General features: G+C 52.2%; 19 protein-coding genes. 2 read left to right on the forward strand and 17 right to left on the reverse strand.

Annotated elements, in window-relative coordinates; all coding sequences use genetic code 11:
• The first annotated feature begins 9 nt into the window (after nt 1-9).
• Nucleotides 10-1,272, forward strand: a complete 1,263-nt coding sequence (locus tag METMA_RS23960) for a DEAD/DEAH box helicase (RefSeq protein ID WP_020157954.1) — start codon at nt 10-12, stop codon at nt 1,270-1,272.
• A 152-nt stretch (nt 1,273-1,424) separates the two neighbouring features.
• On the opposite strand, the gene dbpA is transcribed toward METMA_RS23960, so the two are convergent.
• The 9 genes from dbpA to ffh form a co-directional block, all read right to left on the reverse strand.
• Nucleotides 1,425-2,807, reverse strand: coding sequence for an ATP-dependent RNA helicase DbpA (dbpA, locus tag METMA_RS0104910; protein ID WP_020157955.1), 1,383 nt, complete (start codon nt 2,805-2,807; stop codon nt 1,425-1,427).
• 421 nt (nt 2,808-3,228) lie between these two features.
• On the reverse strand, nt 3,229-4,002 hold the full coding sequence (lpxA, locus tag METMA_RS0104915; protein ID WP_020157956.1) for an acyl-ACP--UDP-N-acetylglucosamine O-acyltransferase: 774 nt from the start codon (nt 4,000-4,002) through the stop codon (nt 3,229-3,231).
• A gap of 5 nt (nt 4,003-4,007) precedes the next feature.
• A complete protein-coding gene (gene xerD, locus METMA_RS0104920; protein ID WP_020157957.1) occupies nt 4,008-4,895 on the reverse strand; it encodes a site-specific tyrosine recombinase XerD in 888 nt (295 codons plus the stop codon).
• Nucleotides 4,892-5,203: a methylated-DNA--[protein]-cysteine S-methyltransferase gene (locus METMA_RS27725; RefSeq protein WP_020157958.1), complete on the reverse strand. Its 312-nt coding sequence runs from the start codon at nt 5,201-5,203 to the stop codon at nt 4,892-4,894. Before METMA_RS27725 ends, xerD begins: the two co-directional genes overlap by 4 nt.
• Before the next feature lie 330 nt (nt 5,204-5,533).
• Nucleotides 5,534-5,875 (reverse strand): 50S ribosomal protein L19, encoded by a 342-nt coding sequence (rplS, locus tag METMA_RS0104935; RefSeq protein WP_020157960.1) that lies wholly within the window; start codon nt 5,873-5,875, stop codon nt 5,534-5,536.
• Between the two features lie 9 nt (nt 5,876-5,884).
• The gene (gene trmD / locus METMA_RS0104940; protein WP_020157961.1) at nt 5,885-6,628 is read right to left on the reverse strand and encodes a tRNA (guanosine(37)-N1)-methyltransferase TrmD; all 744 of its coding nucleotides are present in this window, start codon (nt 6,626-6,628) and stop codon (nt 5,885-5,887) included.
• A gap of 9 nt (nt 6,629-6,637) precedes the next feature.
• Nucleotides 6,638-7,144, reverse strand: a complete 507-nt coding sequence (rimM, locus tag METMA_RS0104945; RefSeq protein ID WP_020157962.1) for a ribosome maturation factor RimM — start codon at nt 7,142-7,144, stop codon at nt 6,638-6,640.
• Nucleotides 7,145-7,151: 7 nt separating this feature from the next.
• On the reverse strand, nt 7,152-7,403 hold the full coding sequence (gene rpsP / locus METMA_RS0104950) for a 30S ribosomal protein S16 (protein ID WP_020157963.1): 252 nt from the start codon (nt 7,401-7,403) through the stop codon (nt 7,152-7,154).
• Nucleotides 7,404-7,588: 185 nt separating this feature from the next.
• Nucleotides 7,589-8,944: a signal recognition particle protein gene (gene ffh / locus METMA_RS0104955; protein ID WP_020157964.1), complete on the reverse strand. Its 1,356-nt coding sequence runs from the start codon at nt 8,942-8,944 to the stop codon at nt 7,589-7,591.
• A gap of 607 nt (nt 8,945-9,551) precedes the next feature.
• On the opposite strand from ffh, the gene METMA_RS0104960 reads away from it, so the two are divergent.
• A complete protein-coding gene (locus METMA_RS0104960; RefSeq protein ID WP_020157965.1) occupies nt 9,552-10,349 on the forward strand; it encodes a cytochrome C assembly family protein in 798 nt (265 codons plus the stop codon).
• 6 nt (nt 10,350-10,355) lie between these two features.
• Here METMA_RS0104960 and METMA_RS23970 read toward each other — a convergent pair whose 3' ends face one another.
• The 8 genes from METMA_RS23970 to METMA_RS0105005 all read right to left on the reverse strand — a co-directional run bounded on the left by METMA_RS23970 (nt 10,356) and on the right by METMA_RS0105005 (nt 20,162).
• The gene (locus tag METMA_RS23970; protein WP_020157966.1) at nt 10,356-10,667 is read right to left on the reverse strand and encodes a flagellar protein FliT; all 312 of its coding nucleotides are present in this window, start codon (nt 10,665-10,667) and stop codon (nt 10,356-10,358) included.
• A 3-nt stretch (nt 10,668-10,670) separates the two neighbouring features.
• Nucleotides 10,671-11,078, reverse strand: a complete 408-nt coding sequence (gene fliS, locus METMA_RS0104970) for a flagellar export chaperone FliS (RefSeq protein ID WP_036297164.1) — start codon at nt 11,076-11,078, stop codon at nt 10,671-10,673.
• Nucleotides 11,079-11,093: 15 nt separating this feature from the next.
• The gene (fliD, locus tag METMA_RS0104975; protein ID WP_027147049.1) at nt 11,094-13,082 is read right to left on the reverse strand and encodes a flagellar filament capping protein FliD; all 1,989 of its coding nucleotides are present in this window, start codon (nt 13,080-13,082) and stop codon (nt 11,094-11,096) included.
• A gap of 22 nt (nt 13,083-13,104) precedes the next feature.
• A complete protein-coding gene (locus METMA_RS25685; RefSeq protein ID WP_152565182.1) occupies nt 13,105-13,503 on the reverse strand; it encodes a flagellar protein FlaG in 399 nt (132 codons plus the stop codon).
• Between the two features lie 69 nt (nt 13,504-13,572).
• Nucleotides 13,573-15,084, reverse strand: coding sequence for a flagellin (locus METMA_RS27985; protein WP_027147050.1), 1,512 nt, complete (start codon nt 15,082-15,084; stop codon nt 13,573-13,575).
• A gap of 179 nt (nt 15,085-15,263) precedes the next feature.
• On the reverse strand, nt 15,264-16,778 hold the full coding sequence (locus METMA_RS27990; protein WP_027147051.1) for a flagellin N-terminal helical domain-containing protein: 1,515 nt from the start codon (nt 16,776-16,778) through the stop codon (nt 15,264-15,266).
• Between the two features lie 282 nt (nt 16,779-17,060).
• Nucleotides 17,061-18,734 carry a thiosulfohydrolase SoxB gene (gene soxB / locus METMA_RS0105000; RefSeq protein ID WP_020157973.1) on the reverse strand — a complete coding sequence of 558 codons (1,674 nt, stop codon included), beginning with the start codon at nt 18,732-18,734 and terminating at the stop codon, nt 17,061-17,063.
• Nucleotides 18,735-18,743: 9 nt separating this feature from the next.
• Nucleotides 18,744-20,162 (reverse strand): MBL fold metallo-hydrolase RNA specificity domain-containing protein, encoded by a 1,419-nt coding sequence (locus METMA_RS0105005; RefSeq protein ID WP_027147052.1) that lies wholly within the window; start codon nt 20,160-20,162, stop codon nt 18,744-18,746.
• Between the last annotated feature and the right edge of the window lie 61 nt (nt 20,163-20,223).

Raw genomic sequence — 20,223 nt, forward strand, 5'->3', positions numbered from 1 at the left:
CTTTTTACTATGTCATTTTCCACTCTCGGCTTATCCGATCCACTATTGCGCGCCATTGCCGAGGCCGGCTATACCCGACCCTCGCCGATTCAGTCACAGGCCATTCCTGCGGTACTGAAAGGCCACGATCTTCTGGCCGCCGCGCAAACCGGCACCGGAAAAACCGCAGGATTTACGTTACCCATCCTGCACCGCTTATCAGAAAAGTCTTATGGCGCCAACCGGCCGATAAGAGTGTTGATATTGACCCCGACCCGGGAACTTGCCGCCCAGGTCGGCGAGTCTGTCGCCAAGTACGGCGCGCACTTGCATCCGCGCCTGAAGTCGGAAGTCGTTTTCGGCGGCGTTAAAATTAATCCGCAAATGATGCGCTTAAGGGGCGGCGTGGATGTGCTGGTGGCGACGCCGGGCCGACTGCTGGACCTGGTCAACCAGAATGCGGTCAAACTGGATAAAGTCGAAACGCTGGTGCTCGATGAAGCCGACCGCATGCTGGACATGGGCTTTATTCGCGATATCCGCAAGATCATTGCACTGCTGCCGAAAAAACGGCAAAACCTGCTGTTTTCGGCAACTTTTTCCGACGATATCCGCAAGCTCACGACCGGACTTCTGGTCAATCCCGTAAAAATCGAAGTGGCGCCGCGCAATACTGCCGCCGAACTGGTTGAACAAATCGTCTACACCGTCAACAAACCCCAGAAAGCGGAACTGCTCTGCCGTTTGATAAAAGAAAACGACTGGCGGCAAGTGCTCGTGTTTACCAGCACCAAACATGGCGCCAATAGATTGACCGAAAAGCTCAACAAAACCGATATCAAAGCCGCCGCCATTCATGGCAACAAGAGTCAGGGCGCCAGAACCAGCGCACTGGCGGGCTTTAAAGCCGGTGAACTGCGCGTGCTGGTAGCGACCGATGTGGCGGCACGCGGCATCGATATTGCGCTGCTGCCGCACGTAGTCAATTTTGAACTGCCCCGCGCGCCGGCCGATTATGTGCACAGAATCGGACGTACCGGGCGGGCCGGCGAGGAAGGCCAAGCGGTCTCATTAGTCTCGCATGACGAGTACAGCGCCCTGCGGCTTATTGAGAAACTGATCGGCAAGCCTATCAAACGCGAACAGATTGCCGGCTTTGAAGCGTCCGAAGTCGCGCCCCCCGAACCGCCTGCAAAACCGCGCGGAGCGCGCCCCGGCAGAAATTCAAATCCGCCGCGCCGACCGTCAAGCACACAGAGTAAAGGACAATTCCAAGCCAGAAGCCGCGCCTGACTTTCAACGGGCGGCGTGACTTTTGGCAGTCGCGTCCATACGCTTGGGATTGGGTTAAACAGCCGCCTGACTTTCGGGTGAAATCAGGATTTATGCCGGCCGGGCTGACGCTTTAGCGAAACCCCGGCCTGCCGTCCCAATCCGCGGGCCTCTCAACTGGCTTTACGCACCTTAAAACCGCGCCCTTTTATCTTTCCTGCCTTTAATCGCGCCAGCGCCTTGTCAACGCTGCCTCGTTTGACAGCGACAAACGATTGCAGATCAAAAATGTCAATCTTGCCGACCTCGCTGCCCGCCAGGCCTGCCTCGCCGGTTAATGCCCCCAGAATATCGCCCGGACGCACTTTATTCTTGCGCCCTCCGTCTATATGCAATGTCACCATGGGCGGCTCGAACCGATGTTCGTGCCGCATCTGAAAAGGCGCCACTTCATCCCAAATCGCCGGCGCATTCTGGTAATCCTCAATGGCTTTTACCCGCATGGCTTCCTGTTCCGTGCATAAACTGAGCGCCAGACCTTTTTTCCCGGCACGCCCGGTACGTCCGATCCGGTGCACATACACTTCAGGGTCCCAAGGCAGTTCATAATTGATTACCGCTTGCAGATCCTTGATATCCAGGCCGCGGGCGGCCACGTCGGTGGCCACCAGGATGGAACAGCTTTTATTGGCAAAGCGCACTAAGACCTTGTCCCGGTCCTTTTGCTCCAGGTCGCCATGCAGACACTGAACGGAAAAGCCGCTTGCCTGAAGCTCACTAGCCAGGTTCTGGCAGTCTTTTTTGGTATTGCAGAAAACCACTGTCGATTCAGGCCGATGGTAGGCCAGAAGATAGCCCAGCGCATGGGCTCTGCGCGCTTTCGCTGTCTGGTAAAAGCGCTGCTCAATATCGCTGTCAAGATGATGAGCCTCGACACTGACCGTCACAGGCTTATACTGATAATGCCGGCTCATTTCCCGTATCGGGTCGGAATAAGTGGCGGAAAACAGCATGGTTTGTTTGTGATTCGGCGTATAGGAAATGACATCGGCAATGGCCTCTGCAAAGCCCATATCCAGCATCCGGTCCGCCTCATCCAGCACCAGCATCTTGAGATTGCTTAAGCGCAGACTGCCTTTGCGCAGATGCTCCTGCAATCGCCCGGGCGTACCGACAACAATATGCACGCCATGCTCCAGCGAACCGACCTGCGGCCCAAACGGCACGCCGCCGCACAAGGCCTGTACCTTGATATTCTGAGTAAAGCGGGCCAGCCTGCGGATTTCCTTGCATACCTGGTCGGCCAGTTCCCGGGTTGGGCAAATCACCAACGCCTGCACTCTGAAACTGCTCGGATCCAATCGCGACAGCAGGCCAATACCGAAAGCAGCCGTCTTGCCGCTACCCGTCTTGGCCTGCGCGATGACATCCTTGCCTTCAAGAATAAGCGGCAGGCTTGCTGCCTGGATCGGGGTTAATTGGCTGTAACCGAGGGATTCAATATTATCAAGCAGGGCGGGGTTTAACGGTAAAGCTGAGAATTCAACAGTGTTCACAAAGGCTCTTTATTAACGCGAATGGCCGCGGGAATGCCGCCATTGAACCGGTTATGATAACAGATCCGAATGCGCCAGACCCGACAAGGTTGGTTATGCGCGCTGGCATAATGAAACTAAGGAACGGGAATGAAATATGACCCGCAAATGAGGCAGGATTTCTGTTCCTGTTCAAGGCGCGCAAACAGGCGCATAGCCAGCTATGTAACTGTTTGCGCAACGCCGAAGAGGGACAGAAAGACAAGTCATTTGCGGGAATTATAAAATTCACGTTCCTTAGGATTAGGCATTGAATAATGGCCTGGTTTTAAATGTGGGTAACAATGGTGGAAGCGATGCGGGCATCGCTTCCACGGGGACGGCCATTGGCCGGAAATGGCCTTAACCTGAAGGGATATCGGAGGTCATTTTTAGCCGAATCCTAAGCGGAAATATCGATAAACCCATGCAAGCCGCGTTTGGATTTAACAGCCAGCCAGTCCTTCAATTGCTTCAACTCTTCGGTTTCTTCCAGCGAGTCCAGACTTTGTTTGTTTTTCAACAAGCGGAATGCCGCTGAAAGCACGTTATAGCGGTCGCCGGTAATGCCGGCCCGCCTTAAGCCGACCGAATTCAGCTTATAATGCCGGGCAGGACGTCCGCCGACCAGCATAAAAGGGATAACATCCATATTAAGACCTGTCGTGCCCTGCACAATCGCATACGAACCGACCCGGCAGAACTGGTGCACGACAACGCCCCCGCCCATGAAAACCCTGTCGCCGACTTCAACATGGCCACCGATGGCGACATTATTGGCGAAGATAGTATAATCGCCGATTTTGCAATCGTGCGCAACATGGCTGTTATTCATAAAGAAACAGCCCGAGCCTATGCGCGTCTCGCCGTTTTCCTTGGAAGCGCGGTGCGCTGTAAACCCTTCTCTAAAATGATTGTTGTCGCCGATTATCAGCCAGGAAACCGTTTCGGGTTTAAAGCTGACATCCTGCGGCAGCCCGCCCAGAACGGCATGCGGGTGCAGGATATTGCCCTCGCCCATTTTCACATATTGGTGCACAACGGCATGCGCGCCGATCTGACAAGCCCGCCCCAACTCCACACCCGATTCAATAACGGCGAACGGGCCTACCGTTATATCTTCCGGTAATGATACATCCGGTGCAATATAGGCAGTCGGGTGAATATTTTGTGCCATGTTAACTATCCTCTTGGATGAAATTTTGAATGTAAATCTTTTAATCTTTCGCGGGCGATATGCGTGTAGATCTGTGTAGTGGATAAATCGGAATGCCCCAGCAAGAGTTGCACGACACGTAAATCCGCGCCATGGTTCAATAGATGCGTCGCGAAGGCATGCCTGAGCGTATGCGGTGACAGCTCTTTATTAATGCCGGCTTTTTTGGCATGGCGCTTGATGATGTGCCAGAAGGCCTGCCGCGTCATGCCGGCGGCGCGATTGGTCACGAACAGATAATCGCACTGACGCTCTCCCAGCAGGGTTTTCCGCGCCTGGCTCATATAGTCTTCCAGCCAGCTCATTGCCTCTTCGCCGACCGGCACCAGCCGCTCCTTATTGCCTTTGCCGGTAATTCTGACCACGCCCTGCCTGAAGCTGACCTGCTCAAACTTCAAATTGACCAGCTCCGATACCCTAAGTCCCGTGGCATAAAGCATTTCCAGCATGGCTTTATCCCTGAACCCGAGCGCATTTGTTACTTCAGGTGCATTCAGCAACAATTCGACGTCGTTTTCGGACAGCGATGTCGGCAATGGCTGGCCGATATGCGGCGATTCTATCAGCGCGGTCGGATCGACTGTGATACGGTTTTCCCTGAGATAATAACCATAAAACCGCCTCAGACTGGACAGAATACGCGCCGACGACCGGTTGCCTATGCCATCTTTATAGCGGCTTGCCAAAAACCTTGATATATCGCTGCCGTCGACATCCAGTATGGACTTCCCCGCCAGCCATTGAGCAAAAATTTTCAAATCACTGCCATAGGCCGACAACGTATTTTCGCTCAGGCCTTGCTCTACCCAGACCGCATCCAGAAACTGATCGATAAAGCCTGCTGCCGCGTTCATTTTTTGTAGGCCGCTTCAAAATCCAGTAACCTGGCTTTTATGGTCATGAAATCCCCGTCTGTTTTCCCGGCATAACCGCCCATCCCGGATACGGACACCACCCTGTGACAGGGAATAATCAACGGAAAAGGATTATCCCGACAGGCATTGCCGACAGCTCGCGCAGCCGATCCTATTCTGCGGGCCAGCGCCGAATAAGTGATCGTTGCGCCGAATGGTATGCGGCAGAGCTCCGCCCAGACCTTGTTTCTAAAATCGCTGCCCTGCTTTAACAGCTTCAGGTGGATGGGTTTTCCGGAGTCAGCCAATACTGGTTTAATTTCCGCTGTATATCATGCTCACCAGTAACAATTTGGAACGGATCTCCGGCAAACTCCCAGTCCGTCTTGAACAAAACATCGCCTCGAGCGAATAAGACCAGATTGCCGGCGGGTGTTTGAATCTTGAACACCGACTCAGGCCCCGAACAATTTTCAACCCAATGAATGACGAATGGCATGGTAATAATTCCGGATTGGTTAAATGATCCTCTGCCCAGGCCGAATGAATTCGGCCCTACAATAGCCATAAGCGCGATATCCCAGACATAAAAAAGGCAGCTCATAGCTGCCTTTTTTACATGTGCATCAAAAAACCGATCAAAGTTTTTCTTTGATACGAGCCGCTTTACCGGTCAGATCACGCAAGTAGTACAATTTAGCGCGCCGCACATCACCGCGACGTTTAACAGTGATCTCGCTGATCATAGGGCTATGAGTTTGAAAAACACGTTCGACGCCTGTACCGTGAGAAATTTTTCTTACTGTGAAAGCGGAGTTTAATCCGCGATTGCGTTTCGCAATCACGACGCCTTCAAAAGCCTGAATTCTTTCACGCTCGCCTTCTTTTACCCTAACCTGTACAACAACTGTGTCGCCTGGACCAAAGTCCGGAATCTGTTTCAGCTGTTCTGCTTCCAATACATCAATAATATTGCTCATTGCCACACCCTATTTAACATCAACTTCAATTTTAAATTCGTTAAGCAGTTTTTCCTGCTCTGCGTTTAAATTCTTTTTTTTCAATAAATCCGGCCGTCTCCGCCACGTTCTTCCCAAGGCCTGCTTCATACGCCAGCGGTCTATATCCGCATGGTTGCCGCCCAGTAGAACCGCCGGCACCGCATGTCCTTCCAGCTGTTCCGGCCGCGTATAATGCGGATAATCCAGCAGGCCATTCATATGAGAGTCCTGCTGCGCGGAATCCTCGTCCCCGAGCACTCCGGGCAATAAACGGGTTACCGCATCGACCACTATCAGTGCCGCCAGCTCACCGCCGCTGATGACATAGTCGCCGATCGACCATTCATCATCACAAACCAACTCAACAAAGCGCTCATCGATTCCCTCGTAACGCCCTGCCACTAAAATCAATTGAGAAACATCACAAGCTTCCGACAGCAAAGCCTGCGTTATCGGTTTGCCCTGCGGGCTCAAATAAACGACTTTGGCGGCTCCGGTGCCAGCCTGTTTAGCATCACAAACCGCATCATGCAACGGCTGGTATTTCATGACCATACCAGGACCGCCCCCGTAAGGCCGGTCATCGACCGTTCTATGCCGGTCGTGCGTATAATCACGCGGGTTCCAGACTGACAGGTGCACGATGCCACGCTCAATAGCCCGTCCTGTGACACCGTAACCGGCCGCTGCGGTCACCATGTCCGGGAATAGTGTTACGACATCAAAGCGCATACTGCATAATTAAAATTCCGGATCCCAATCGACAATTATCATGCCGGCATCCAAGTCAATATTAATTATGGTCTGCCCCTGTAAAAAGGGAATTGCCCGCTCGCGCTCACCCTGAACGATCATTACGTCATTCGCACCGGTTTCCAGCAGACTGCCGACCTCGCCCAACTGGACGCCCTCGACGGTTTCAACCTTCAATCCGATCAAATCGGACCAGTAATATTCGCCTTCCGTCGCCGCCGGCAATTGCTCATGGGTTATAAAAATATCCCATCCGATAAGACCAGCAGCCTGATCCCTATCATTGACACCGTCAAGTTGAGCGACTACCGCCTTGCCGTGCAAACTACCGTCAGTAACGGCAAGCTGCCTTGTCTCGCTACCTTTTTTCAGCAACCACGGAGAATAATTTAAAATATTTTCTCTCGGATCGGTAAAAGAAAAGACCTTAACCCATCCTTTTATCCCGAAAACGCCGGAAACCTTGCCAACGTTTATATCTTCCCGCGCTGACAAATTCAGATTATGCAGCCGCTTTCTGTGCGTCTTTAATCAACTTTGCAACACGGTCAGAAGGTTGCGCGCCATGAGCTTTCCAATATTCGACACGGGCGCAATCCAGACGCAATCTTTCTTCATTGCCGCGAGCCACAGGATTAAAAAAACCAAGCCGTTCAATATAACGGCCATCACGGCTGTTTCTGCTGTCAGTCACAATCACATGATAAAAAGGACGGTTTTTTGCGCCGCTTCTAGCAAGACGAATGGTTACCATTTAAGTTCCTCAAAAACATTTAGTCAAAATTTAATCCGCCTATTTTACGCGATTTTCGACATAAGTGAAGAATAAATTCATTCATGAGTTCATGACATCGCTTAAGAGGCTGTAAAAAACGTTAAGCGGCCATCCGCATCTATGCAAAAAAAGCTGTCAACTGAAGCGCCGATGGCCGATAAAAACTACATTCTCATACCGCGAAGATTGCTTTTCATACCGCGCATCATATTGGTTATATTGCCTTTTTTGAAACGCTTCATCATTTTTTCCATCATTTTGAATTGTTTCAGAATTCGATTAACGTCATGCAATTGCTGCCCGCAGCCGTCCGCAATACGTTTCTTACGATTGCCTTTAATCAAATCAGGAAAACGACGTTCTTGCATGGTCATGGAATTTATCACGGCGATCTGGCGCCCCAGTTCCTTATCGTTAACCTTGTCCTTCATTTCCTGCGGAATACTGCTCATACCGGGCAATTTGTCCAGCATGGAGCCGACTCCGCCCATGCTATGCATCTGTTGCAGCTGCTCACGAAAATCCTCAAGATCAAAGCTCTTGCCTTTCTGTATCTTCTTGACCAGCTTTTCGGCTTTTTGCTTATCAACTTTCTGCTCGATCTCTTCAATCAGACCCAGCATATCGCCCATACCCAAAATACGGGAAGCCAGACGATCAGGATAAAACGGCTCCAAAGCGCTGGTTTTCTCGCCCACACCGATGAACTTGATAGGCTTGCCGGTAATTTGGCGGATGGACAATGCCGCACCGCCGCGCGCATCGCCGTCGGCTTTAGTCAGAATCACGCCGGTCAATGTTAACGCATCGTTAAAGGCCTTGGCTGTATTGGCCGCGTCCTGGCCGGTCATGCTGTCGACGACAAACAAGGTTTCGACCGGATCGATTGCCGCGTGCAATTCCTTGATCTCGCCCATCATCTCGTCATCGATATGCAGACGGCCGGCGGTATCGATAATAATGACATCGAGGAATTTTTTCTTCGCCGCCTCGATTGCATTTTTTGCGATATCCACCGGTTTTTGGGAAATATCGCTTTCAAAGAAATCCAGGGAAAGGTCATCGGCCAGCGTCTGTAGCTGTTTGATAGCGGCAGGTCGATAAACGTCGGCACTGACGACGCCGACTTTTTTCTTTTGATTTTCTTTCAGCCAACGGCCCAGTTTGGCAACTGTCGTGGTTTTACCGGCACCCTGCAGACCCGCCATTAAAATGACGGCCGGCGGAACCGCTTTCAGGTCAAGCCCCTCATTCGCCTCACCCATCACCTTGACCAGTTCAGCCTGAACCAGCTTGACCAGCGATTGTCCCGGCGAAAGGCTGGTCTGAACTTCCTGGCCCAGTGCGCCCTGCTTGACACGTTCAATAAAATCCGTCACTACCGGGAGGGCCACATCAGCCTCAAGCAACGCCATGCGCACTTCGCGCAATGTTTCCTTGATATTGCTTTCCGTCAGCCGCCCTTGGCCCTTAACTTTCTTAAGAGTATTACTTAATCGATCGGTTAAATTATCAAACATATCTGTGTCTTTATTCTGTAATCAAGGGAACGTAATTATTCAGATTCTCTATGGGCGGAAGGCGCTTCAATCCTCACCGAAGCCCATCCAGTCAGATCAAAATATGCCGGGGCTGAATATTTACATGGAAACCGCCGCCTAGCACAAATGGGCTAGGACTATTTAGCGGGTTATATTAACATACCCATTGAGACCTTTGCACCACTCGCTGTTATGTCCTGGGTAATGACATTACCCCTACAAGTATCGGCTTTTAATATATTGATTAAATTAAACATTAGCCCTTAAGGAACGTGAATTTTATAACTCCCGCTACTGGCTTGGCATTCCGTTCATCACCGGCGTTGCGCAAACAGCTACATAGCTGGCCATGCGGCTGTTTGCGCGCCTCGGCAACTGCTCCATGCGTTGCTCTACCTCCTGCATCCATGCAGTCGTTGAACAGGAACAGAAATCCTGCCCCAATCGCGGGTCTTGTTTCATTCCCATTCCTAAGCGCAAATTTAACCGGCCGCTCCCGATCAAGCTCAGTGAATTTTGATTGGGCGGGGCGCTTTAGTCGCGATAATGACAGCAAGGCCCATTAAACACAAGAAAACACAGCCAAATGAACGCTACTGTCCTCGCCGTCCTTTCTATCTGTGCCTATTTGGGCAGCACACTGCTTATTGTCCAAAAATTTCACCGGGGTGATATCAGTCGGACTCCGCTTTATCTGGCCTGGGGGGCCGCATTCGCCCATCTGGCTTACACCCTTATCGACTTCCGCAATGAGCATGGCTTTAATTTCAGTTTTATCAGCACCGCCGCAATGGTGTCACTGATTGTTACCCTGCTGTTATTAACAGCAACGCTCAGCAAGCCGGTCGAAAAACTGGGCATCGCGATATTCCCACTCGCCGCCATCATGCTCGGACTGAACCTGGGCTTTCAGGAGCAACTGCGGCCTCTTCAAACCCACAGCTGGCAAATGGGCATCCACGTGTTGACGTCCATCATCGCCTTCAGCCTGCTGAATATCGCCGCCTTGCAAGCGATATTGCTGGCCATTCAAGACCAGCAGCTCAAAAGCCATCCGCCCAAACGTTTTATCCTGTCATTGCCGCCGTTGCAAACAATGGAATCATTGCTGTTTCAAATGCTCGGCGCCGGCGTTAGCTTCCTGACCATTTCGTTGATCAGCGGCTTTATATTCATAGAGGATTTATTTGCCCAGCATTTGGTTCATAAAACCGTGCTGTCGATACTGGCGTGGTTTATTTTTTCGGGTCTGCTTATCGGTCGCAGCCGTCACGGCTGGCGAGGCCAGACAGCGATAAAGTGGACATTGCTCGGCTTTGTATCGCTGCTTCTGGCTTATTTCGGCAGTAAGCTGGTTTTGGAACTGATCCTGAACAGGACCTGAGATTGTTTACAGCGCCGAATAGGCTTTAACGGCGCTTTTTCCTTGCTGGATTTTCCTTAGCTGCTCCTGCAGATCGTTTCTATACAACCAACCTAAGGCCATAATCTCCTTATCGACCTTCAAAATATGGCGAATCTGTTCGGCAAGAAAATCCGCCTCGACTATTACGCTATCGGAGAAAAAGTCCGTGATCACGCCGTCCCTGATGCGTTGCAAGGCATCCACCGACTCCCAGTCTCCCGCATTGGCATAACCGAGCATTTTATCTGTAAAATCAATGATTTCAGCCAGTTTATTCTGCTGAATTGACAGAGACATTGATCAATTTCCCACGTATCTGTCCTGAAGGGGAATGGCCACCCAGGCTTCCCGGACGTCCTTGATCAGGCCGGTGACTTCATCCAGGATTTCAACATCGCTGTTGATATTGGCATCCAACAATCGACGCTGCATGTAATCGTATAAATCATCCAGGTTTTCAGCAATTTCCCCGCCATTATCCTTATCCAGGGACGCCCTTAGTCCATCGATGATGGCAATGGCTCTACCAATTTTTTGGCCTTTTTCGGCAATATCCTGTCTAAAAATAGCGCCTTTAGCGATTGCAATCCGCTCCAGAGCGCCGTCAAACAACATGACGATCAGTTGATGCGGATCGGCGGAGTCGGCATTGATCTGAGTTCCAACCTGCTTGTATTGATTCATTGCGCGATGAGTCACTGCGTTCATTTTATTACCTGTCTATTATTTTTTATCTGAAGAATTATAGGTCGGGAGCGCGGCCAACTGCTGCCCTAAAGCCGAACCTATGCTTTGAAAGCGCCCCAGCAAGCTATCCATGGCATTAAACTGTTTTAACAAGCGAGCCTCGAGATTAGCCATTTTAGCATTCAGGCTGTCCCTTTCCTTGCCGATCAAGTCGAGGCTTTTTTGCAGGCCCGCCGTTTTTGCGTTTAATGCGCCGTCACTGTTTAACAATCCGCCTAAAATGGAATCGAGCCGCTCCATTAAGCCCCTAGAAAAATTAATCGTGCCCAAATCGCCGTTCGCTTCACTGTCAATAAACAACGTCAGACCATTAGCTCCCGTCAGCGTCTGACCTTTGCCCGTGGCGACCTGTCCGCCAATCGTACCGGCGACATCAGTGCCGGCTATGCCGGTAGCGGGATTCAACCCCAAGCTTCCGGCCGTTGAAGTCACGATATCGACACTGGATGTCGAGCCATAGGCATTGGACGTGATATCGAAGCGATTATTAACGGTATCATAAGTTACCTGCGCCTTGACGCCGCCGGTTTTTAAAGCCGCATCGCCATTGATTCGGGATTGAATTTCAGCCGCCAGATCCGCACCGGTCGCATAAACGCCGGCCGTTAAACTGATTTGTCCCGATAATACGCCATCAACCCGGATGCTGAAGCTGTCATTGACGCCTGCCGTCACGGTCAGATCGGAAATCGCGGCGTTGCTTAAACTCCCTTGCGTAGCCGGTTGAGTCACATTAACCACATATTTGCCGGCAGTTGTCGTATCGGAACTGGCGACATACTTCATGCCCGCGTTATCCGACCGGCCTATCGCCAAAAAAACCGCTTCAACGCCCTCAGGGTCCTTATTCAGAGCGGCTGTAAACTTGTTTTTGTCGAAAGACAGCGTACCGTCAGCGGCCGTCGACAATCCCAGATCGTTCAAGGTTCTGATTGAACTGCCTTCCAGCCCTCCCACAACATCACCCAAGACGGAACGTATCTGCGCCATGCCCGAACGCACCGTGGCATCGCCCAGCAAGACGCTGGCTGATTTGGTGTCGGCATTGTATCGCGTCAAATCCTTAACGTTTTGGGCCAGCGCATTATAACCGTCCACAAAACCTTGCAGCGCGCCGACAATATCAGCCTGGGAGCGGGCCACATCAATCGTTATTGTCTTGCCCGGGCTTGCCTGCTGGAGATCAAAAGTCACGCCTTTGATCGTATCTGAAAATGTATTCGTGGCACTGTGAACATCCAGTCCATTGACGCTCATGATGGCATCCTTGGCCGCTTGCGTCTGGGTTAAATTCGTGGCCGCGTCATTAAACTCGAAGGCCGACAGGCTCGGATCATCAACACTGATCTGAAGGCTATTGGCAGCCCCCGTCTCCTTGGATGTCAGTACCAAATGATTGGCACTGCCATCGAACACAATGGAGGCGCTGACATCCGAATTGGCCTTATTGATGGCATCCCTGATACCGGTTAAGGTGTTATTGCTTGAATCTATCACCAGCGTTAACGTGCCCTTGGCCGCGTTTTGCGTGAAGCCGTTATAAGTATCGGTTTCCGCATCGTAATCGGTAGTGCCGAATTTGATAGTGATAGTGCCGGTGCCTATGGCTGTATTGACATCGGCAAATCCGGCCGAAGCCAGGCTGTTGGCTTGCGCCAGCTGTTTAGACTCAATGCTGAACTTACCGACATCGGCATTGCTGGCGACGGAAGCCGTTACGACCGAGCTGTCACTGGAAGATGCCTTTAACGAATTGAACTGGCTGCTTTGCCTTAATCCCGCCAGCGAGGATCTGAATTCGGACAGCGCGCTTTTAAAACTGCCGAAGGAAGAAATTTTGGCTTGAAGGCTGGCTTCCTGTCGAGCCAGCTGGAATGTCTTCGGCTGGCGTTCAGCCTCCACCAAGCCATTGACTATACTCCGTATATCAAGTCCAGAACCTAACCCCAGTGAAGATACAGCCATTTCTTAATTCCCCCGCAAAAAATCATACCTTCTCTTTTAACAGTACGCCAACAGAGCCCGTATCAGAGATTAATTCATTCAACTGTGCCGCCAGCTTTATAACGGACTCCGACGGTATTTGCCGGATAACCTCATCGGTCTCGACATCCCTTACCTCAACCACGACACTGCCTATATCCTTGTTGACAGAGAACGACAACTTCCGCTGCTCGCTTTGGAAAAACTCATTAACATCGGCAACCGCTCTATCTATTTTTTCCTCATCGATTCCTGGTATTGAACCCTTATTTTCGCTATCGGCTTTCAAATTATCTTTTTGCGCTTCAGTCGATAATGCCTGATCCTGATTTTCGGTATTTTGGACAGCTACGAGCTTGGCAACATTTGCAACCGGGGATGAAACATTACTGATATCCATCATCACGTCCTCGTGTTTTATTAAACCCAATAAAAAAAGCGGCAATAATCTGCCGCTTTTTTCTACCTATCGTTACCGCAACAAAGACAGCACGTTTTGCGAAGAGGCATTGGCCTGCGCCAGCATGGCCGTGCCCGCCTGCTGCAATACCTGCCCTCTGGCCAGGTTGGCTGATTCCTTGGCGAAATCGGCGTCCTGAACCCGTGAACGTGCCGCCGAGACGTTCTGCGAGACGTTTTCCAGGTTGGCAATCGTTGAATTGAACCGGTTTTGAATCGCGCCCAGATCCGCCCGTGAATTGGAAATGGCTGCCAAGGCGCCATCGATAACCGATAACGCATCGTTTGAACCGGCTTGTGTGCCGATATCAACATTGGAGACTTTCTGCAAAGTAGACGATTGTGCCGTTGTGGCTGCGAATATGCCGCCCGTAGCACTATCAGATGTTGCCGTAAAAGCTTTATCTGAATCCATAATCAGACTGCCGCCGATGGTCGCGGCATCGGTGCCTGATACGCCGCCGCCAGCGACAGTCGCCTTGACGCCCGCCACCGTGCTGCCATCTTCTTGCAAACCGGTGATATCGACCGTTGTCGCTGCTGTCGAATGCGTCAGTTTATCGATGACGATATCATAGCCTTCGGAATTCTTCAGGATCACGCCTTTTTTATCATCGGTCAGCGTGGCAGTAATGCCGGTTTTACCGGCCTGATCGTTGACCGCATTCGCCAGCGTGGTTAAATCATTCACGTCGGTGACATTGGCTGACACAGTCACCGCATCGCCGGCCGCCTCATTTTTGCCGTTCAGCGTAAAGCTAAGCGTGCCGGTCGCGCCAACGGCATCCAGTTTTGCATAGGTAATCGCCGTCGCGGTAACGCCGGTGCTTTCTGAATTGGCATTTACGGCATCGGCGATGCTTTTGGCTGAATCATTAGCGCCAACACTGATATCTTTCGAGCCCAGGCTTCCTGAAACTGTCAATGTTTGAGCCAACACGTTATTAACTAAGCTTGCACCGACCGCATCATTCATAGCCGTGGTCGCCGCATCTTCGTTAGTCAGGCGGTGGTTACCCAGTATTTCTGTAGTAGCCCCGCTGATAGTCACATCAATAGTTTGATTGGCCTGGGAGCCGACATGAAATTGCTGCCCCGAAAAGCTGCCATCCAATAATTTTTTACCGTTAAAAGTCGTGGTGTTAGCAATACGATCCAACTCGCTTTGCAGCTGCCCCACCTCTTTTTGCAGATTCGCGCGGTCTGAGGCGCTGTTGGAATCATTCGCCGACTGCACGGCCAGCTCACGCATCCTTTGCAAAATATTAGTCGATTCTTGCAGCGCGCCTTCCGCCACCTGCGACAATGAGATGCCGTCATTGGCATTTCTGACTGATTGATCCAAACCTCTGATTTGCGAAGTCATCCGATCCGCAATGCCTAGGCCGGCCGCGTCATCCTTGGCGCTGTTGATTCTTAAACCGGAAGACAACCTTTCCATCGCCGTTGATTGAGCCGCTGAGGACCTGTTTAACTGGCGTTGGGCATTTAATGAAGATACATTTGTATTAATAACTTGAGCCATGACCCATCTCCTAAACTAGATAATGAAATTTTTATTTCATAAGTGTTATCGTCATCGCCTCAAGAAACTTTAAAATTTTTTCAACAATATTTTCATTAATCTAAAAAACAGATCAGCTACGAAATTCTGTTCAATCGCAGGAGCGACTTGTCGATCGCCCCTGTTGAATTTCATTGCATTTAGCCTTGTAAAAGCTGCATCACATTTTGGGTTGAGGCATTGGCCTGCGCCAGCATGGCGGTACCCGCCTGCTGCAATATCTGCCCTCTGGCCAGGTTGGCTGATTCCTTGGCGAAATCGGCATCCTGAACCCGTGAACGTGCCGCCGACACGTTCTGCGAGACGTTCTCCAGGTTGGCAATCGTTGAACTGAACCGGTTCTGTACAGCACCCAGATCCGCCCGTGAATTGGAAATGGCCGCCAAGGCGCCATCGATAACCGATAAGGCATTGTTAGAGCCGGCTTGTGTGCCGATATCGATACTGGAGACTTTCTGCAAAGTAGACGATTGCGGCGTTGTGGCTGCGAATATGCCGCCTGTGGCATCTGAACTTGTCGCGGTAAAGGCTTTATCTGAATCCATAATCAGACTGCCGCCGATGGTCGCGGCATCGGTGCCTGATACGCCGCCGCCAGCGACAGTCGCCTTGACGCCCGCCACCGTGCTGCCATCTTCTTGCAAACCGGTGATATCGACCGTTGTCGCTGCTGTCGAATGCGTCAGTTTATCGATGACGATATCATAGCCTTCGGTGTTCTTCAGGATCACGCCTTTTTTATCATCGGTCAGCGTGGCAGTAATGCCGGTTTTACCGGCCTGATCGTTGACCGCATTCGCCAGCGTGGTTAAATCATTCACGTCGGTGACATTGGCTGACACAGTCACCGCATCGCCGGCCGCCTCATTTTTGCCGTTCAGCGTAAAGCTAAGCGTGCCGGTCGCGCCAACGGCATCCAGTTTTGCATAGGTAATCGCCGTCGCGGTAACGCCGGTGCTTTCTGAATTGGCATTTACGGCATCGGCGATGCTTTTGGCTGAATCATTAGCGCCAACACTGATATCTTTCGAGCCCAAATTGCCCGAGACCGTCAATGTTTGAGCTTTCACATTATTGATCAAACTTGCACCGACCGCATCGTTCATAGCCGTGGTCGCCGCATCTTCGTTAGTCAGGCGGTGATTGCCTAAAATCTCGGTCGTAGCGCCACCAATCGTCACATCAATAGTTTGATTGGCCTGGGAACCGACATGAAATTGCTGCCCCGAAAAGCTGCCGTCCAATAATTTTTTACCATTAAAAGTGGTTGAGTTGGCAATCCTGTCCAATTCGCTTTGCAGCTGCGCCACCTCTTTTTGCAGATTCGAGCGGTCTGAGGCGCTGTTGGAATCATTTGCCGACTGCACGGCCAGCTCACGCATCCTTTGCAAAATATTAGTCGATTCCTGCAGCGCGCCTTCCGCCACTTGTGACAATGAGATGCCGTCGTTAGCGTTTCGAACGGCCTGATCCAAGCCTCTGATTTGCGAAGTCATGCGGTCTGTGATGCCTAAGCCGGCCGCGTCATCCTTGGCGCTGTTGATCCGCAATCCCGATGATAGCCGTTCCATCGCTGTAGTCTGGACTGTTTGAGTACGGTTTAATTGCCGCTGTGAATTTAGCGAACTGACGTTTGTATTAATAACTTGTGGCATGGTCTTTCCCCTTAGCGTAGTTTAGGCTAAAAATTTACAATCACAGGGACATAAGCTAATTTTGTGCCAACCAAGAGCACGAAGTAGAGATAAAGAGAGCCAAGTCAGCTATAACAACGCTTTCAGCCATAACGACGGCATTGGGACGCAGACTATCGACACCAAGGTTTTTGACTTGAGCGGCAAAATTTTTAAAAAGCGGCAAGATTTTGACAGGCAATTTCTTGCAGCCTCAAGGCGGCCATTTATCCGGGACATGGTCGACAGGGCTTGCCTGCCCCATCAAAAACTGACGGTTTTTCTATCAAGCAAATAGTCGACAACCACATCCCAGACCGGCCGTCCTTGATCCACTTCCCCTACGCCGGCCCAGCCGGCAACTTTGTAAGGTCGGTCCGCCGCGCACGTCTCCCCATTAGCCAATCGCATATGGCTGATCCGACGGCCGAATGCCGCCTCGGGATCGCAGGCGAACGTCATGCCTCCCACCCTGACCATATCGCCGCCTTGCTGATAATAAGGATCCTTGTTGAACAGATTGTCGGCGACATCCTCCAAAATCGCTTTCAACTCTCGTCCCGTCAGGGTTCTGACGTAGGTTTCGGGATAGGTGATCGCAGTCTGCCTCATGACATCCTCGAAAGTGACGGTTTGCCCCGGCAGCAGCGATGCGCCCCAGCGAAAACCCGGCGACAAGGCGATTTGCGCATCATTGACGGCCAGCAGGGCATTTAGAATCAATTGGTCAAAGGTGCCTTGAAATGTGTCGCGCCGATACAGCAGCTCATCGGTGACCGCCAGCGGCTGCCGTAATCGCTCCTGATAAGGCCCCCTGACACCGTCGATCAGCGCCTGCATGTCCTTGTCCGGCGCCAGCAGGTTCGAGAACACCGGCAGCAGGCGATAACGCAGCTCCTTGAGCCGGCCCGGCTGAATGTCCAGATCCAGCACCGCCAGGAATTTGCCGTGGCTGCCGGCATTGGTGACCCAGGTTGTGCCGCCGGCATTGTTGACCGGCATGGGCTTTGGCAATGGGTCATGAGTATGGCCGCCGAGAATCACGTCCAGGCCCGATACGCGCTCGGCCAGTTTCAGATCAACGGGCGTGCCGTTATGGGACAATAGCACGATCACATCGGCCTCATGGCCGGTCTTGATGCGCTCAATGGTCTGTTGCAGTTTTTGTTCCTGAATGCCGAACTGCCAGTCCGGCATAAACCGCTTCGGATTGGCAATCGGCGTATAGGGAAATGCCTGGCCGATGACGGCCACCCGGCCCTGCTTGAAAGCCTTGACGACATACGGCTTGAATACGGCATCCGTTTCGGCATCGCCGGCAAACTGCGCCTCCTCGGTCAAGGCGATATTCTGCGCGATAAACTCGCCCCGGAAGCGGGCAATATTATCCAGCACCTGCCGGCTGCCGTACGTGAATTCCCAATGCCCCGTCATAATATCGACGCCGAGCAGATTGGCGGCATCAACCATATCCTGCCCCTGGGTCCAGAGCGCCGTCGCCGATCCCTGCCAGCTGTCGCCGCCATCCAGCAATAATGTATTTTCGTGGCCGCGCGCCTGCCGGATCTGTTTGATTAGCGTCGCCAGATGCGCAAAGCCGCCCATTTTGCCGTACACGGCGGCCGCCTCGACGAAATCCAGATGCGTAAAGGCATGAGCCTCGGCAGTGCCGGGCTTGATGCCGTAAAAGTCGAGAAATTGCCGGCCGGTCAGGTGCGGCGGCTTGCCCTTGTTTTCGCCGACGCCGATATTGACCGAAGGTTCCCGAAAATACACCGGCAGCAACTGGGCATGGCAATCGGTAAAGTGCAGCAGCGTGGCATTGCCGAATTCAGGCAGCTCATATAAATCCGTAGGCGCTCGCGAAGCACAGCCCGACAGCGTTCTGGCTGACAGCCCGAGCAGGGCCAGGCATTGAAGAAAATGGCGACGGTTCATGTCTTCATGTTAAGGAATTAACACATGGCAGTCAGGTATTTTCTGCTGCAACAGGCGTCTCAACGTCCGCTTGGCTTCCTGCTCGCCATGGACGAGCCTGATTTCCCGAGGCTTTTTGCGCATGCGCGTGACAAAGCGGACCAACGAATCCTGATCCGCATGCGCGGAATAGCCATCCAGAGTATAAACGCCGGCATGGATGACATAAAGCCGGCCATCCAGCTCAACCTGTCCATGCACCGCGCCGTTCTGCTGAATCACGCTGCCGGGCGTGCCCTCGGCCTGATAACCGACGAACAGAATGTCGGTTCGCGGGTCTTCAATCAGGGCCTTCAGATAATTGACGATGCGCCCGCCGCTGCACATGCCGCTGGCCGCCAGCACCACGCAAGGCTTGGCCGTGCGCGTTAGATAACCCAGCGCATTCAGATGGTCCCGATGACTATTGACCAGGGTTAACTGTTCAAACGACAGGGGCCGGCGACCGGCCTGGATCCTGGCACGGGCTTCGGCATCCCAGTAGGGCTTCAGTTTTTTATAGGCCTGGGTGAACCGGTTGGCCAGCGGTGAATCGACAATGATTTCCAGCTCGTCCCAGACCAGGCCGTCCGCCACCGGCTCAGTCCGACTTTGATGAATAATCTCCTCAATCTCATAGAGCAGTTCCTGGGTGCGCCCGATGCTAAAGGCCGGAATCAGGATCACGCCGCAATTTTTCAGGCAGCGTTTGACCAACTGTTTCAGCTGGCTTTTCCGCTGGCGCCGGTTCACGTGTTTTCTATCGCCATAAGTGCTTTCCAGCACCAGCACATCAGCCTGATAAGGCGACTTCGGCGCCGGCAATAGAGGCGTGTAGGGGCTGCCCAGATCGCCGGAAAAGACAATACGTTGCGTGGCTGAAGCCGCCGCCACCTTGCATTCAATAAAAGCCGACCCCAGAATATGCCCGGCCTGCCTGAATTTGACCGAGAGTCTGGCATCGCCCTTTCCCGATAACGGCACCTTCTGCCAGCTGGCATACGGGACCGTAACGATTCTGGACTTCAACAAGGCCATAAACCGGCGCACCAGCGCTTTATCAAGCGCTAATCCGATCGCCACGGCATCTTCCAGCACCAGCGGCAATAATTGCGCCGTCGGTTCGGTGCAATAAATCGGGCCTTTGAATCCCGCCGCCATTAAATAAGGTATGCGCCCGACATGATCGACATGGCAATGCGTGACCAGCAACGCCTGCACGGACGCTATTGGAAAATCGATGGCCAGTCGGTTGAAGCCGGAGCCGCCCGGTGAAGCGTCCAGTCCCTGAAACAAACCGCAGTCGATCAGGACGGAATTGGTTTGATCGATCCGCAGTTCGTGGCACGACCCCGTCACGCCGGAGACGCCGCCATGATGCAGGATGCCCGGGTAAGATAAACGGTTCATGCCGGCCTTCACGCCCTTGATGTTAAAAAAGTCCCATTATGAAGATGCGGAGGGCCGCTGG

It is taken from the genome of Methylobacter marinus A45, assembly GCF_000383855.1.
In the GTDB taxonomy this organism is placed as follows: domain Bacteria; phylum Pseudomonadota; class Gammaproteobacteria; order Methylococcales; family Methylomonadaceae; genus Methylobacter; species Methylobacter marinus.

Coding starts and splice junctions, on each gene's coding strand:
- ffh (WP_020157964.1), bottom strand. CDS start 8,944: ATGTTTGATAATTTAACCGATCGATTAAGTAATACTCTTAAGAAAGTT.
- trmD (WP_020157961.1), bottom strand. CDS start 6,628: ATGCGCTTTGATGTCGTAACACTATTCCCGGACATGGTGACCGCAGCG.
- rpsP (WP_020157963.1), bottom strand. CDS start 7,403: ATGGTAACCATTCGTCTTGCTAGAAGCGGCGCAAAAAACCGTCCTTTT.
- METMA_RS25685 (WP_152565182.1), bottom strand. CDS start 13,503: ATGATGGATATCAGTAATGTTTCATCCCCGGTTGCAAATGTTGCCAAG.
- METMA_RS27990 (WP_027147051.1), bottom strand. CDS start 16,778: ATGCCACAAGTTATTAATACAAACGTCAGTTCGCTAAATTCACAGCGG.
- METMA_RS0104960 (WP_020157965.1), top strand. CDS start 9,552: ATGAACGCTACTGTCCTCGCCGTCCTTTCTATCTGTGCCTATTTGGGC.
- METMA_RS27985 (WP_027147050.1), bottom strand. CDS start 15,084: ATGGCTCAAGTTATTAATACAAATGTATCTTCATTAAATGCCCAACGC.
- lpxA (WP_020157956.1), bottom strand. CDS start 4,002: ATGGCACAAAATATTCACCCGACTGCCTATATTGCACCGGATGTATCA.
- soxB (WP_020157973.1), bottom strand. CDS start 18,734: ATGAACCGTCGCCATTTTCTTCAATGCCTGGCCCTGCTCGGGCTGTCA.
- fliD (WP_027147049.1), bottom strand. CDS start 13,082: ATGGCTGTATCTTCACTGGGGTTAGGTTCTGGACTTGATATACGGAGT.
- METMA_RS23960 (WP_020157954.1), top strand. CDS start 10: ATGTCATTTTCCACTCTCGGCTTATCCGATCCACTATTGCGCGCCATT.
- METMA_RS0105005 (WP_027147052.1), bottom strand. CDS start 20,162: ATGAACCGTTTATCTTACCCGGGCATCCTGCATCATGGCGGCGTCTCC.
- rplS (WP_020157960.1), bottom strand. CDS start 5,875: ATGAGCAATATTATTGATGTATTGGAAGCAGAACAGCTGAAACAGATT.
- fliS (WP_036297164.1), bottom strand. CDS start 11,078: ATGAACGCAGTGACTCATCGCGCAATGAATCAATACAAGCAGGTTGGA.
- METMA_RS23970 (WP_020157966.1), bottom strand. CDS start 10,667: ATGTCTCTGTCAATTCAGCAGAATAAACTGGCTGAAATCATTGATTTT.
- xerD (WP_020157957.1), bottom strand. CDS start 4,895: ATGAACGCGGCAGCAGGCTTTATCGATCAGTTTCTGGATGCGGTCTGG.